At 37.7% G+C, this 14,039-nt stretch carries 13 protein-coding genes; 7 read left to right on the top strand and 6 right to left on the bottom strand.

Annotation, left to right across the window (positions count from 1 at the left end):
* The 6 genes from ACFIKE_RS06015 to ACFIKE_RS05990 all read left to right on the top strand — a co-directional run.
* Positions 1-483 (top strand): dihydrofolate reductase (locus ACFIKE_RS06015; RefSeq protein WP_375648643.1); only part of this gene is annotated, 483 nt, incomplete at its 5' end.
* Positions 484-602: 119 nt separating this feature from the next.
* A complete protein-coding gene (gene hflK / locus ACFIKE_RS06010) occupies positions 603-1,742 on the top strand; it encodes an FtsH protease activity modulator HflK (RefSeq protein ID WP_375626085.1) in 1,140 nt (379 codons plus the stop codon).
* A 2-nt stretch (positions 1,743-1,744) separates the two neighbouring features.
* The gene (gene hflC / locus ACFIKE_RS06005) at positions 1,745-2,683 is read left to right on the top strand and encodes a protease modulator HflC (protein ID WP_375627105.1); all 939 of its coding nucleotides are present in this window, start codon (positions 1,745-1,747) and stop codon (positions 2,681-2,683) included.
* A gap of 151 nt (positions 2,684-2,834) precedes the next feature.
* The gene (locus ACFIKE_RS06000) at positions 2,835-4,361 is read left to right on the top strand and encodes a Do family serine endopeptidase (protein ID WP_375627107.1); all 1,527 of its coding nucleotides are present in this window, start codon (positions 2,835-2,837) and stop codon (positions 4,359-4,361) included.
* A gap of 794 nt (positions 4,362-5,155) precedes the next feature.
* Positions 5,156-6,028: a tRNA (adenosine(37)-N6)-dimethylallyltransferase MiaA gene (miaA, locus tag ACFIKE_RS05995; protein ID WP_375648642.1), complete on the top strand. Its 873-nt coding sequence runs from the start codon at positions 5,156-5,158 to the stop codon at positions 6,026-6,028.
* A 269-nt stretch (positions 6,029-6,297) separates the two neighbouring features.
* Positions 6,298-8,097 carry an acetolactate synthase 3 large subunit gene (locus ACFIKE_RS05990; protein ID WP_375648641.1) on the top strand — a complete coding sequence of 600 codons (1,800 nt, stop codon included), beginning with the start codon at positions 6,298-6,300 and terminating at the stop codon, positions 8,095-8,097.
* A 621-nt stretch (positions 8,098-8,718) separates the two neighbouring features.
* Here the strand turns inward: ACFIKE_RS05990 and ACFIKE_RS05985 are convergent.
* From ACFIKE_RS05985 to ACFIKE_RS05960, 6 genes are all read right to left on the bottom strand, one after another.
* Complete coding sequence (locus ACFIKE_RS05985) at positions 8,719-8,991, bottom strand: hypothetical protein (RefSeq protein WP_375627113.1); 273 nt, start codon at positions 8,989-8,991, stop codon at positions 8,719-8,721.
* Positions 8,992-9,196: 205 nt separating this feature from the next.
* Positions 9,197-9,691, bottom strand: a complete 495-nt coding sequence (locus tag ACFIKE_RS05980) for a hypothetical protein (RefSeq protein ID WP_375648640.1) — start codon at positions 9,689-9,691, stop codon at positions 9,197-9,199.
* 149 nt (positions 9,692-9,840) lie between these two features.
* Entirely contained in the window at positions 9,841-10,062 is a 222-nt protein-coding gene (locus ACFIKE_RS05975) for a hypothetical protein (protein WP_375648639.1), read from the bottom strand.
* A gap of 72 nt (positions 10,063-10,134) precedes the next feature.
* Positions 10,135-10,392, bottom strand: a complete 258-nt coding sequence (locus ACFIKE_RS05970; RefSeq protein WP_375648638.1) for a hypothetical protein — start codon at positions 10,390-10,392, stop codon at positions 10,135-10,137.
* Between the two features lie 5 nt (positions 10,393-10,397).
* On the bottom strand, positions 10,398-10,619 hold the full coding sequence (locus ACFIKE_RS05965; protein WP_375648644.1) for an MFS transporter: 222 nt from the start codon (positions 10,617-10,619) through the stop codon (positions 10,398-10,400).
* 470 nt (positions 10,620-11,089) lie between these two features.
* The gene (locus ACFIKE_RS05960; RefSeq protein ID WP_375627117.1) at positions 11,090-12,016 is read right to left on the bottom strand and encodes a D-2-hydroxyacid dehydrogenase family protein; all 927 of its coding nucleotides are present in this window, start codon (positions 12,014-12,016) and stop codon (positions 11,090-11,092) included.
* Positions 12,017-13,053: 1,037 nt separating this feature from the next.
* Here ACFIKE_RS05960 and ACFIKE_RS05955 point away from each other — a divergent pair.
* A partial coding sequence (locus ACFIKE_RS05955; RefSeq protein ID WP_375648637.1) for an ATP-dependent RecD-like DNA helicase occupies positions 13,054-14,039 on the top strand: 986 nt, incomplete at its 3' end.

Here is a 14,039-nt window from a genome sequence, read left to right as displayed (position 1 = left end):
GCTGTTGCAGAAAATGGTGTTATAGGTCGTGAAGGTGCGATGCCTTGGCATTTATCCACGGATTTGCAACGCTTTAAAGCTTTGACTTTTGGTAACCCCATTATTATGGGGCGAAAAACATGGGATTCTCTTGGGCGTCCTTTACCAAGGCGTACAAATATTGTTATTACCCGTAATTGCGCATTCACGGCTGAAGGCGCTGTTATTGCTCATTCTTTGTCGCAAGCCTGTTCTATCGCAAAAAGTGTGGCTTCTCAAAATGGTGCAGATGCAGTTTTTATTATTGGGGGTGGTGAAATTTTTCAACAAGGGTTGCATATGGCTGATAAAATATTCCTTACAGAAGTTTTAGCTTCTATAGAAGGGGATAGTTTTTTTCCTGTTTTTGATAAAGAAAAATGGACTATTGTAGAAACACAAGATATTCCAAAAGGAGAAAAAGATAGTCATCCGACACGTTTTGTGGTTTATGAGCGGAAATAATTTTTTGTAATATGAAGTGGAAGGGGTTATCAGTTGTATTGTAATGAGGTAAGAGACACCCTATAAGATCAAGCAAATGGTTGGTGTTCGAGTAGTGGTAATCAGTTAAAGAGGTGATAATGCCCTGGACAAATCAAAATGGTGGTGGCCCGTGGAGTGGCGATAAAAACAGTGGTGACAAAAAAACACCAGCTAAGAATCTCTTTGGTTCTGGTGGCGGTAATGGTGGCGAAAATGGTCCTAATCTTAATGATATTTTGCGCAAAGGGCAGGATCAGTTTAAACAATTCGGGAGAAGCAGTTTTTCTGTTTTATTCCTTCTGCTTATTGTGTTTTTTTGGCTATACCAGTCAATTTATATTGTTCAGCAAAATGAACAAGCGGTAGAGTTGCGCTTTGGCATCCCTAAAGAAGGCATTATTGGTGATGGGTTGCATTTTCATTTTTGGCCAATTGAGACCTATATGAAAGTACCTTTAACGGAAAAAACAATTGCGATTGGTGGGAAGCCTGGTCAGGCGCAACAAAGTGATGGCTTAATGCTTTCAAGTGATCAGAACATTGTTAATGTTAATTTTTCCGTTTACTATCGCATTTCATACCCTAGTCAGTTTTTATTCAATGTGAATGATCAAGAAGGAACAGTTCGCCAAGTTGCTGAGAGTGCAATGCGTGAGGTCATTGGTTCGCGGCCGGTTGATGATGTTTTACGTGACAAGAAAGAAGAAGTTGCTAATGACGTCAGAAAGATTATTCAGTTGACTGTAGATAAATATCAACTTGGTGTTGAAATAAGCCGTGTGTCTATCAGTGAAGCTGCTCCTCCAACAAAGGTTGCTGCTGCGTTTAATTCTGTTCAGCAGGCGGAGCAGGAACGTGGAAGAATGATTGAAGAGGGGAATCGTGTGCGTTTTACGAAAATTGGTTTAGCAAATGGTGAAGCTTCACGCACACGAGAAATCGCAAAAGGTGAAAAGGCACAAATGGTTGAAGAGGCAACAGGGCGTGCGGAACGTTTTCAGGCGATAGCTCGTGAGGCTGCGATTTCACCAGAAGCTGCTCGCTACCGTCTCTATATGGAAACGATGGGGCGTATTCTTTCTTCACCAAATAAGTTGGTTTTTGATCAGGCAAATTCTCCAGCGGTGCCCTATTTACCTTTGAACGAATTGTTGCGTAGCAATTCATCAGAAAAATTGAAGGCAACATCAGCGCGTCCTGCATCGCTTTCGGATTCTCGCATTTCTGGAGGATATTAATTATGCAGCAATCTCGTTTTTTGTTTGTTTTTAGTGCTATAGTGTTTGTTTTGATGATTTTGTGGATGTCCGTTTTTATCGTCTATCCTCGTCAACAAGTAGCAATTAAGCGTTTTGGACAAATTGTTCAGGTAGAATCTAACCCTGGAATCTATTTCAAGGCGCCTTTTATAGATAAGATCATCATTGTGGATAATCGGTTGTTGCGTTACGATGTTCCTACACAATCTGTACAGGTTCGTGGTGGTGCGTATTATGAGGTGGATGCGTTCTTTATTTACCGTATTACAGATCCTAAGTTGTTTTTACAGCGCATTGCTTCTGGGCGTCCACAAATTGCGGCACGTGAAAACCTTGCACCACGGTTTATTGACGCTTTACGTGCTGTTTATGGCAAGCGAGAATTTAAAGCAGCCTTATCGGATGAACGAGGTGCGATGATGGCTGAAGTACAGAAGCAGTTTTCTGTAGATGCAGGTTCGTTGGGTATTACCATTGTTGATGTGCGTATTCGTAAAACCGATTTGACGGATGCTGTTTCAGAAGATGTTTATCGGCAAATGGCAGCTGAACGTGAAGCTGCTGCGGAAAATATCCGTGCTCGTGGTCAGCAGGAGCGAGATCGTATTGTGGCAGAAGCTAATCGTGAATATGAAGAAATCGTAGCAGCTGCAAAGCGTGATGCTGAAATTACCCGTGGTGAAGGTCAGGCTGAAAGTATTCGTCTTTTATTGAATGCGAGGGAGGCTAATCCATCTTTTTACGATTTTTGGTTGGCGATGGAACAATACAAGAATTTAGAGCATACTCCGATGGTGATTTCACCAAATGAGGATTTCTTTTTCTATTTTCGTAATCCGCCGCAGGCAAATAAATCATTCTTACCGACAATGAATACTGGCCTCAGTAAAACGGATTCAAAATCGGGAGAGAATAGATAAAATAATGGATTGCAGATACGAGATTTTGCATGAAAAGAATGATCTGTGACCATTTTCTTTTATGATAAAAGTCGTAGAGAGTATCGAGCCGTGCTGGTTTTACATAGATAAATTTAGTGGGGCTCTTTTCAGCTTTGGTTAAAGGCATGTCATGGATAGAAGTATCGTGAGTAGAAATACGTTTTTGAAGTCTTTTATCACAAGAGTTGTTTTGTGTGTGGTTTTGTTTTTATCAGGATCAGTGAATTTGTCTTGGAGCGCAGAGACAAACAAGACATTGCTTTCTGTTCCTGATTTAGCTTCTGAGCTTTTGGAGACGGTTGTGAATATTTCTACGGCACAGACTGTTGAAGGAACCGAACAGGATGAAAATACTTCGGTACCCGTTATTCCCAAAGATTCATTGCTGGAGGAATATTTTAATGATTTTTTTACACCCAAAGATGGTCAAAAAAATAGTCAATTTCAAAAGGTGCGTTCTTTGGGGTCTGGTTTTGTGATTGATGCGCAAAAAGGGATTATTGTTACAAATTATCATGTTATTGTTGATGCTGATGATATTGAAGTTAATTTTACAGATGGTACAAAACTCAAGGCGAAGCTTCTTGGCAAGGATAGCAAAACTGATTTGGCACTACTTCAAGTGGATGCGGGACGTAAAAAATTAAAAGCTGTGCGTTTTGGTGACTCAGAAAAAGCACGTATTGGTGACTGGGTTATGGCTATTGGTAATCCTTATGGTTTTGGTGGAAGTGTAACGGTTGGTATTATTTCTGCACGTAACCGTGATCTTAATGCTGGTCCCTATGATAATTTTATTCAAACAGATGCAGCAATTAATCGGGGCAATTCTGGTGGTCCGTTATTTGATAGAAATGGTGAAGTCATTGGCATTAATACAGCAATTGTTTCACCTTCTGGAGGATCTATCGGTATTGGGTTTGCTATTCCATCGGATATGGCCCTTGCTGTTATTAATCAATTGCGTGATTTTGGAGAAATAAGGCGTGGTTGGTTGGCTATTCGTATTCAGCCGGTAACAGAGGATATTGCAAAAAGTTTAAAATTGGACAATGCTGTAGGAGCATTAGTGGCTGGTAAAATAGAACAGACGGAAGAAAATAATGTAGATAATAGCCAGTTACAAACTGGAGATGTTATTCTTTCCTTTGGTAATGCAAAAATTAAGCATGCACGTGATTTGCCGCGTTTAGTTGCAGAAAGTTCAGAAGGAAAAGTGGTGGATGTTACTGTTTTACGGAATGGGCAAGAAAAAACAGTAAAAGTTAAGCTTGGACGTTTGATTGAAACAGATGCAAATGAAGATATAGAAGAAGAAGTTGATGATAAAAAAGACAATGATCTGTCGAAAAGCGTGACAATGCAATTTATGGGAATGACGCTATCTGAATTGACAGAGGATTTGCGTCATCGTTATTCAATTTCAGATAAACTTCGAGGACTAGTGGTAACATCTGTTGCACAAAATAGCGCAGCGGATAAAAAGCGTATTCGCGTTGGTGAAGTCATTATTGATATTAATCAGAGTGCTATCACAACAATCGATGAGGCTAAAAAACGTATTCATAAATTACGTGAAGCTGGACGCAAAAATGCTCTATTCATCGTAGCGCGTCCAGATGGAGAGTTACGGTTCCTAACGCTCCTAATGGATTGATACCCCAATGGATTGAGGCTTAAAAATTAATTTTTTGTTTTTTATCAGCCTTGGTATGTGGCTACTTTGTAGCTCAACCATGTGATGTCCAATATATCTCAAGCTCATTTCATGACAAAAAGGCATGGATTGTATAACATAAAATCCGTTGGGCAGCTCTATTTTTGCATTAAATAAAAGTACAAGTTGGTACCATAATAGATTTGCTAGTTCCCAATATTGCAACAGCCTAGGCTTTGAAGTGCTGCATAAGAGATCTATGTTTTGTGTTTAAGTCAATTATTATTATAAATAACGTTTTATCTAGTGAGACTTTTAGCCCTTTTTGATTGTACTTTATGTGCTATAGAGAACGTTTTTTTACTTCATTTTGAAAAAAGTTATCCTAGAGAAAAATGATATTAGACTAAATTAGTTATATATATTTATACCTTTCTTGGTGATGGATGAAAAAATAGTTATAAAAAAGAGAGAGTACAGAAGACAATTTCTGAATCTCTTATTATAAACCAGAGTAACATGCTGTTTTTATAGGAAAAAATAAAGCTGTTTGATTGTATAGGTTAAGCTCAGTATTATTTTTATAAATGATGACAAAGAATATGTTTATTTTTAATGGACTAACGGACAGAATGATTATGGCTGTAATTTATTATTGAATTATGATAGCAAAAATGCTTGGAAATTCCTTTGGTGTCGTTATTAAGTCAATTTTTTCTTTTTTTATAAGTTTCATAGGGGGCTTTGGGGGCTGTGTGTTGCAATAAGTTATTGATTGGGAGAAATTGCTATTCATGACACAGAGAACAGTTACATTAATAGCGGGACCAACGGCAAGTGGGAAGTCAGAACTTGCCTTGAAAATGGCTCAAGAAAAAAATGCTCTCATTATTAACACTGATTCAATGCAGGTTTATGATGTTTTAAATATTTTAACGGCACGGCCTACAGAGGCTGATACTGCGATTGTTCCACATTATCTTTATGGTCATGTGAGTCCTACTTTGAATTATTCAGTAGGGCAATGGTTGTGTGATGTCGAGAAGCTATTGGCTACTTTTTCTTTAAGATCAGTTATTTTTGTTGGTGGAACAGGACTTTATTTTCGTGCTCTTTTAGAGGGGATTTCGGAAATCCCTAATGTTCCAGATGTTGTGCGGCAGAAGTGGCGACTTCGGCTTGATAAAGAGGGCGTTGCAAATCTTTATCGCCAGTTGTTGCAGATTGATGCTGTTGTTGCTGAAAAAATTTCTTCGCACGATGGTCAACGTATTGTCCGTGCTTTGGAAGTTTATGATGCAACCGGTAAGACGCTCAGTTGGTGGCAGAAACAAAAAACAACACCTCTCATAGCGCCGAATTTCATCGAAAAAATTCTTCTCATGCCACCACGTCTTCTGCTTTATGAACGTATTCATAAACGCTTGGATTCTATGATTGAAAGAGGAGCTTTAGAAGAGGTGATGATTATGAAGAATCTTAAGCTTTCCCCTTCATTACCAGCAATGAAGGCTATTGGTATACCTGAATTTATGGCTTATTTGGATGGATATAGAAGCTTTGAGAATGCTCTTGAAGCGGTGAAAACACAAACGAGGAGATACGCAAAAAGACAAATGACATGGTTTCGTAATCAATTTGATGAAGAATGGATGCTTACTTTTTGATAAAAGAGCTAGAGCTTTGCAAAGAAACTTATCGAAAGATAAAAGATAATTCGTGAAAAAGAATTTTTTAGAAAATATAATTTTTTATTGACGAATGGTATCAATGGAATTAGAAATCTTTCTACAAGGAAATTTTTATATATTTTATACGTTGGAATAATGGGGGTGATCATACAGTATGTGTTGTGTAATGGGCTCCTTTGGGGTCTTTTTTTATGGGCTCCGTTAGGGGCTTTTTTATTGTCCTATCAAGTAGGTGAGTGGGAAAAATGAGAAATGATCCAAGAAAGCAAGAGAGTGCAGATGGAAAAATAATGTCGGGGGCTGAAATAGTGATTCAGGCTCTTATAGATCAAGGGGTTAAACATATTTTTGGTTATCCTGGTGGGGCTGTTCTGCCTATTTTTGATGTGCTCTATCACCAAGATACACTCCAGCATATTTTGGTGCGCCATGAACAAGCTGCAGGGCATGCTGCTGAAGGTTATGCACGCAGTACTGGAAAGGTAGGCGTTATGCTTGTGACTTCTGGTCCAGGCGCAACGAATGCTGTTACACCTTTGCAAGATGCTCTTATGGATTCTATACCTCTTGTTTGTTTTTCTGGTCAGGTAGCGACAACGATCATCGGAACAAATGGCTTTCAAGAAGCTGATACGGTTGGAATTACAAAGCCCTGTACGAAGCGTAATTGGCTGGTTAAAAACGTCAATGATCTTGCGGCTATTATTCATGAAGCTTTTTCTCTTGCTCAATCAGGTCGTCCTGGACCGGTTTTGATTGATATTCCTAAGGATGTTCAATTTGCTTCAGGAATTTATAGAGCACCTCAAGCGCCGACATTTATGCGTTCTTATTCAAAGCCGAAAGGGAATGCGCAGGCTATTGAAGAGGCTGTTTCTCTCTTAGTAGAAGCAAAGCGTCCTGTTATTTATTCTGGTGGTGGTGTTATTTCATCAGGGATGGAAGCTGTAAAGCTTTTGCGCGATTTAGTTCAATTGGGAAATTTTCCGATTACTTCAACACTCATGGGGCTTGGTGCTTATCCCGCTTCTGGCAAGAATTGGCTTGGAATGCTTGGAATGCATGGAACCTATGAGGCTAATATGGCCATGCATGATTGTGATGTTATGTTGGCTGTTGGTGCGCGCTTTGATGATCGTATCACAGGGCGATTGGATGCATTTGCACCTCATGCGCGTATTATCCATATTGATATTGATCCTTCTTCTATTAATAAGATCGTAAAAGTGAAAGTGCCACTTATTGGTGATGTGGCTTGTGTTTTAGGAGATATGACGCAACTCTTAAAGATACAGCAACCAGCGTTTAACAGTGAAGTCCGTGAGGCGTGGTGGACGCAAATTAATCGCTGGAAAGCTCGTAATTCATTGGCATATATGAAAAAAAAAGATGTTATCATGCCACAATATGCTCTTGAACGACTTTATGCTCTTACTAAAGATGCATGTGCTTATATCACAACGGATGTCGGACAGCATCAGATGTGGGCAGCACAGTATTATCATTTTGATGAACCAAAACATTGGATGACTTCTGGTGGGTTGGGAACTATGGGTTATGGTCTTCCTGCGGCTATTGGTGTTCAAATAGCACATCCTGCTGCGCTTGTTGTGTGTATTTCTGGTGATGCCTCCATTCAGATGAATATTCAAGAGCTTGCAACGGCAATTCAGCATGATACACCAGTGAAAATTTTTATTTTAAATAATCAGTATATGGGGATGGTCCGTCAGTGGCAGCAATTGCTGCATGGTAATCGTCTTTCTCATTCTTATACGGAATCTATGCCTGACTTTGTGAAATTGGCACAAGCTTATGGAGCCGTAGGGATTCGTTGTTCAAAACCAGATGAACTTGATGATAAAATTCAGCAAATGATTGACTGTGATAAGCCAGTTCTTTTCGATTGTCGTGTTTATCATTTAGAAAACTGTTTTCCTATGATCCCATCGGGATGTGCCCACAATGAGATGTTATTACCCGATGAGGCAAGCGAGGAAGCTGTTGCAAATGCTATTTCTTCCGAGGGAAAGATTCTTGTATAAAATGAATATGTTAACAAAATAGTTGAAGGATGGTGATGATGAAGTCTTTAGAGTCTTCATCTCTGTCTCTTCTTTGTGGAGAGTTCCTATTATCCTTAGAGCTCATTTTATGATTTTCATTCTTTGTTTAAAGACATGGGGTGTATTATTATTTGTATGCGATGTTTGTTTTTTTTATTCATATGTTCACATTAATAGCTATTTCGTTGCATTTTTTAGATAATACATTGAATTATCTGTTATAAATTAATTATGTTGTCTCATATATGAAAGATTCCATCGTGCAAGAAAAAAGCCACCGTGCTTGAAGGGGGCAACCATGCAAACCGTCATACTTGTGAAAACAATAGAAAAGTTTGTCACTATGTTTTGGTTTCGCATTATGAAATTACTCCAAATCGCTCTTTCAAGGGCTTGATAGGAAAATCCCCCTAGCGGCTTGAAAGGAAGGGCAAAAATAACAAAGATCAAATGCAGCCATAGAAAATCAATTAGCCACCATAGCTTATAATCAGGTAGTAATTTCACCTGATTATGCGGGGGAAATCTATATATATGAGATGTGTAGTCAATATATATATAAACCGGAATAATACTCAACATCGTATCATTATCAGGACATTAACATTGAAAATCAAATATTCTTTCTTTTATTTGTTCTACATATTTATGATTCCATAAATCTGCAGACACAAACACTCTTTGAATCCACCGCATTGGATTTTCATAACTATCAAATGATCCAAAAAATTTACCTCCAGAGTGTAGAGCCATTCTGTTATCAATGTATAATAATCTTCCTAGTTGTACATCAATTCCAAAAGATACAGTCTTCATAGCTTCATAAAAATGATTTAAAGCTTCCTTAGCTTTTTTTGACTGTGGCTCTAACATGCCCAGATAAAAAACAGCGCTGATATCTGGGAATTCACCGTCCTCTCGAACTAGGAGGCACTTTACTTGTAGAGGTTACCCAATTTCTCCTCTATAGAGAAAATTAATTATATATAAATTATCCCTTAAGCTACTCAAATCCTTCTCACTTAAAAGTTTTAAAGCTAGATGTGCACCAGATATTCTCGTTAACGGGCCATGAACATCATTGCGAACACCAGAAAAATATCCCTTTAGGAGATAAATTTAAACTCGTTATAAATTTTAGTGCAGTATTTTCTATATGAAAATCTAACTCAACTTCAGATCCTAATCCTGTATAATCTTTTTTATTATCCTCTAAAGGAACTAGGTTGTTTACTATATGTTCGCCTTCAAATTTAATTGAATAAGGCTCTCCGATTAATAAAGAAAACATCATAATTAAATTTTCGCTAATATAGCCACTTTTACAAGACGCATCTAAATTATAAGGATTAGGTGACGTATTAATTTGTCTATCAATTGGAAGGTTTTCAAAGCTTAAATATGCTCTAGGGGTAATAGACATCTTTTGATTCATAAGAATTGTCAATATTCTATGGGGTAGCAGCGAAAATGCTATTTTTTTTAGCTTAACCGAATATTCAATACCACCGTATGGATCATAAATAACATGGTCTAAAGCCTCCCAAAGTTTGTCTCTTTCGCCATTGCTCAACTCAAAGTTAGTAAATAAGTGTCTGTAAAATCTTGGATTAATCCAAATAATGGTGGAGCAGTAATAATTGCGATTTGATTTACATACATTGCTAAACCCAGAGAAAGTCCAACGCTTTCTTTCGACGAAGAGTCTACAATATAAGCAACTCAAGGGCCATACCATCCTAATCCAAAAAAACCTAACCAAGCAGATAAAATAGTTAAATAAATTATCGATCCACTAATACCCAAAATTAATATTAAAAATCCAAAAACGACTGCAATCATGCAAAAGAAGACAGGAAAAAATCGTCCTTTTCTACAATGATCACTCCACGCTGCTAAAATAATTCTTCCTAAGGCACCAGAAGCCTGTGAAACAAAGAACAAATAAGCACTTTTATCTAAAGACAGGTGATAGATTCTATAAAAATAAATCATTATAAAAATGGTTAAAACATATTAAACTATCACAAGTGAAACGCCTGAAAAAATAATATTCTTCATATACGGCATATATGGCGCAGCCAACATCGCAAGACGAGACAATACCTTTGCATGGAACGAAACTCTTGCCTTACTTTCTGGAACGAGAGCTACAACTTTTTCTGGTGCGTGATAAAAAATAATAAAGATACATCCCCCTAAAAAAGAAACGATGGCACCGACCAAAAACGCACCTTGTATGCCATAGACAAGCGCACTAGCAGGAAGAACCATCCCAGCTAATGTCCCCTACCTAATGGTAGCCCCGCTTGCTTTATTCCCATTGCAAATCCGCGCTGCGATTTTGGAAACCATGAAGAAACAGATTTAGCGCCACCGGGTTGAGCAGAACTATAAAATCCCCCTACAATTAGCAAACAGACCAAAAGGGAAATATAGTTATCTGCGATTGCTCCCAACAAAAGAGCGACAGAAACACCGACCGCTCCAACTCCAACAATATAGCGCTCGTTATGTCTAGTAATTCGCCAGCTACAAGTAACCCAATAATAGGTAGGAATTGCGCTGCTGAAGACAGCAAACCTATCTGAGAGTCACTAAGCGAGAAATCCTTCTTAAAAAATTCAGCTAAAGGACCAATCCCTTGAACAAAGAAGCAAGCTGATGCTTGAGCGATAGTGGCAACAAGCAATATAATCCATCTATAATAATTTTTTTCTATAAATTTATTATTGCTCACTATGCCCCCTCCAATTAAAGTGTATTCCAATAAAGTAGCCTTTTTTTAATAATGCTTGCAACAATAAATTAGGTATTTTATGCTGATTACATAAAAATCTGTCAATACGATTGGTCTTAATATGAAAGCTAAGGAATATGCTTAATTTAAGGAAATAAGCTATTATGTGTCGTGCAAATTTGATACGCTAGCGATATAAGATAAATTTTACAAACATTGGCTCATCCGGCATTAAGCGCTCTTCATAAAAGACGCTATATTTTGGCAAGCTTTTTCAAAATAATTCTCAAAGCTTTCTTCAGTCACATAGCCCAGATGCGGTGTGCAAAGAACTCTATCTGATTGCAATAATTTGCTCTCATATACCGGCTCGCTGTCATAAACATCCAGTGCAAAGTAAGTTGAATTTTCCAAACTTAGTATTTTTTCTATCGCCCCTTTTTCAACCAAAGCTGAACGCGCTGTGTTGACAAAAATAGCATGAGGTTTCATGCTCAATAGGTCATCTAATTGAATGATTTCTCTGGTTTTATCGCTTAAACGTAAATGTACGGATATAATGTCAGGACGTGTAAAAAATTCATCTTTTGAATGCGTAAAATGATAACCTAAATTTTTTGCTTCTTGCGTTGAACGTTCGCTCCCATAAACCAAAATGGACATGCCAAAAGCTTGAGCATATTGAGCAACCATTTTACCAATACGCCCAAACCCGAATATTCCAAGAGTAGCCCCTTTCATTTGGTTGCCAAATGTTGTTTGCCATCGTCCTTTTTTCATATCAGACACAGATTTACAGAGTTTTCTACGCGCAGACATAATTAAGAGCCACGCAAATTCAGCAGCAGAAGTTGGATCTCCACCACCGTCTAATATTTCAATTCCTAAGTCTCTACAAGCTTCTATATCAATATGTGAACCTATGGGGCCTGTTTGGCAGATTAATTTTAAATTTGGCAGTTTCAGGAGAAGATTTCTATCAACCATGGTCCGCTCTCTGATTAAGATAAGAATATCTATCTCTTTGAGCTTATCTTCTAAATCACATTCTTTAGCTAAATTATTTATAACAAGCACTTCATGCGATTTCATTAATTTTGTAATAGACTGTAATGTTAGGGTAGCTTTTTGATAGTCATCTGGAATTAATATTTTCAATTTAAATCTCCCGTTTCATTCATCAATATTTGAGCTCATTATTTCATTTCTAAAACAACCAAAAAGCAATCTCATCGCTGATATTTTGACATAACGCCAAGCCTATTAACAAATTATACCCATTGATTTCATTGTTGTTTCTAGCAATAAGAATAGCATTAATCAGTTAGTTTTTATAAACTTTAAAACATTGCGACAAAAAGTTTGACTCAGTAGATGGAGAATTGCGCTTTTCTCATATTCTAGAGGACGGACCTGAAGTGCTACGCTGGACTGAAACCCATGTCCCAGTTTTCTTATAATAGACTACCAAGAAGGCCATACTTACGAACCAGATTTTATTGTCGAAACAGAAAACGCTACATATTTGTGCAAGATAAAGCGGGCTTTATATAAGCGTGATGTCTCTCTTTATTCGTTGAGATATAACTTATTTGTAGCATGAAGAGTAAATTTATTAAAATCGTGATAAGAGGGAAATAGGAAATATATAGGTGTATCATCATAGGGTTAAGTCGTTTTGTTGAGAGCTATTTCTATTTCCGCCAAAAGGTTTTTGATATATTTAATTATTATTTCGTAATAGTGGATGTACTTTATTTTTATGTGCAAGAAAGCTGAGTGATCGTGTAAAATAGTATTCATAAAATTACATTATTCTTATCCTGTTAAGGACATTTTTTCTAGCGAGGGTTTTGCAATTGCAATGCTCTTTTTCTCATTCTAAATTTTGGTTAGAAAAAGCGTATATAGGTATTATTTTAAATTTAAGACATGCATATTCCATTGTTGGTGTTACTGTTGTAAAAAATGATATTTTATTTGATAAGTATAAGGTGTTACCAAGAAGATCGATGTATAGATAAAATTTAGATTGCTACAATATCTTGAAAAAGCAATGGGTAAATAATTGATAATTGTGCTATGAAAGTTGTTAGATGGGCGTGTGTCAGCAATTCTTAATAAAAAAGTTTTTCTTGATAGTTGGTTTTTTTCAAAATACTGCTCTTTTTATGCAAATTTTATGTTGGTAAGTCATGCAGTTTTCACCGGAACAGGATAATGCATTGAAGGCTGTTGCTGCGTGGTTGAAAGAGGGGCGCTCTCCACTTTTTCGCCTCTTTGGCTATGCGGGGACGGGTAAGACAACGCTGGCACGCTATTTTGCTGAAACAGTTGATGGTTCTGTTCAGTTTGCGGCGTTTACAGGCAAAGCGGCACAGGTTTTGCGCTCTAAAGGTGCCAGTAATGCTTGTACTATTCATTCGTTGATTTATTGTCCGCGTGGGGAAGAAGAAGTTTCCGATGAAGTTACGGGAAAGAAGTCTATTGCACCGACATTTGCATTAAATCGGAGGAGTGCAGCTGCACAAGCTAAGCTCATTATTGTCGATGAGTGCTCGATGGTAGATGAAAAATTGGCGCGTGATTTAATGAGCTTTCGGACGCCAATTCTTGTTCTTGGTGATCCAGGTCAATTGCCTCCTATATCAGGTGGAGGATTTTTTTCTAATGGAGAACCAGATTTTCTTCTTTCAGAAATTCATCGGCAAGCGCGGGATAATCCGATTATACGTCTTGCTATGGATGTGCGTGAAGGACGCGATATTGCTTATGGTGACTATGGAGAAGCGCGCGTTGTTACACGTAAAGAGGTCAATCAACAATTGGTTTTGGATGCTGATCAGGTATTGGTAGGGGTTAATCGTACGCGCTACCTTTATAATCAGCGTTTGCGTGTGTTAAAAGGATTTACAGCAGATTATCCGCAAGCAGGAGACAAGCTTGTGTGCTTGCGAAATGATCCTACTAAAGGTTTGTTGAATGGCTCTTTATGGAAGGTGATGACTTCACAGAAGGAAACAGTTAAACCAAGTATTAATCTTCTTGTGAAACCAGAAGAAAGTGAGCGTGGGGTAGCAAAGATTAAACTGTTAAAAGCAGCGTTTGAAAACCCTGATCAAGAAATTTCATGGCAATTAAAAAAGCGATATGATGATTTTGATTATGGGTATGCATTAAC

Source organism: Bartonella sp. MU70NMGDW, from assembly GCF_042194085.1.
GTDB lineage: Bacteria > Pseudomonadota > Alphaproteobacteria > Rhizobiales > Rhizobiaceae > Bartonella > Bartonella grahamii.
The sequence above is the reverse complement of the archived record's forward strand: the minus strand, read 5'-3'. Positions and strand labels throughout refer to the sequence as shown.

Excerpts from the sequence above, each read along its gene's own strand:
- hflK (WP_375626085.1), top strand. The coding sequence starts at position 603 with ATGCCCTGGACAAATCAAAATGGTGGTGGCCCGTGGAGTGGCGATAAA.
- hflC (WP_375627105.1), top strand. The coding sequence starts at position 1,745 with ATGCAGCAATCTCGTTTTTTGTTTGTTTTTAGTGCTATAGTGTTTGTT.
- ACFIKE_RS06000 (WP_375627107.1), top strand. The coding sequence starts at position 2,835 with ATGGATAGAAGTATCGTGAGTAGAAATACGTTTTTGAAGTCTTTTATC.
- miaA (WP_375648642.1), top strand. The coding sequence starts at position 5,156 with ATGACACAGAGAACAGTTACATTAATAGCGGGACCAACGGCAAGTGGG.
- ACFIKE_RS05990 (WP_375648641.1), top strand. The coding sequence starts at position 6,298 with ATGAGAAATGATCCAAGAAAGCAAGAGAGTGCAGATGGAAAAATAATG.
- ACFIKE_RS05985 (WP_375627113.1), bottom strand. The coding sequence starts at position 8,991 with ATGTTAGAGCCACAGTCAAAAAAAGCTAAGGAAGCTTTAAATCATTTT.
- ACFIKE_RS05970 (WP_375648638.1), bottom strand. The coding sequence starts at position 10,392 with ATGGTTCTTCCTGCTAGTGCGCTTGTCTATGGCATACAAGGTGCGTTT.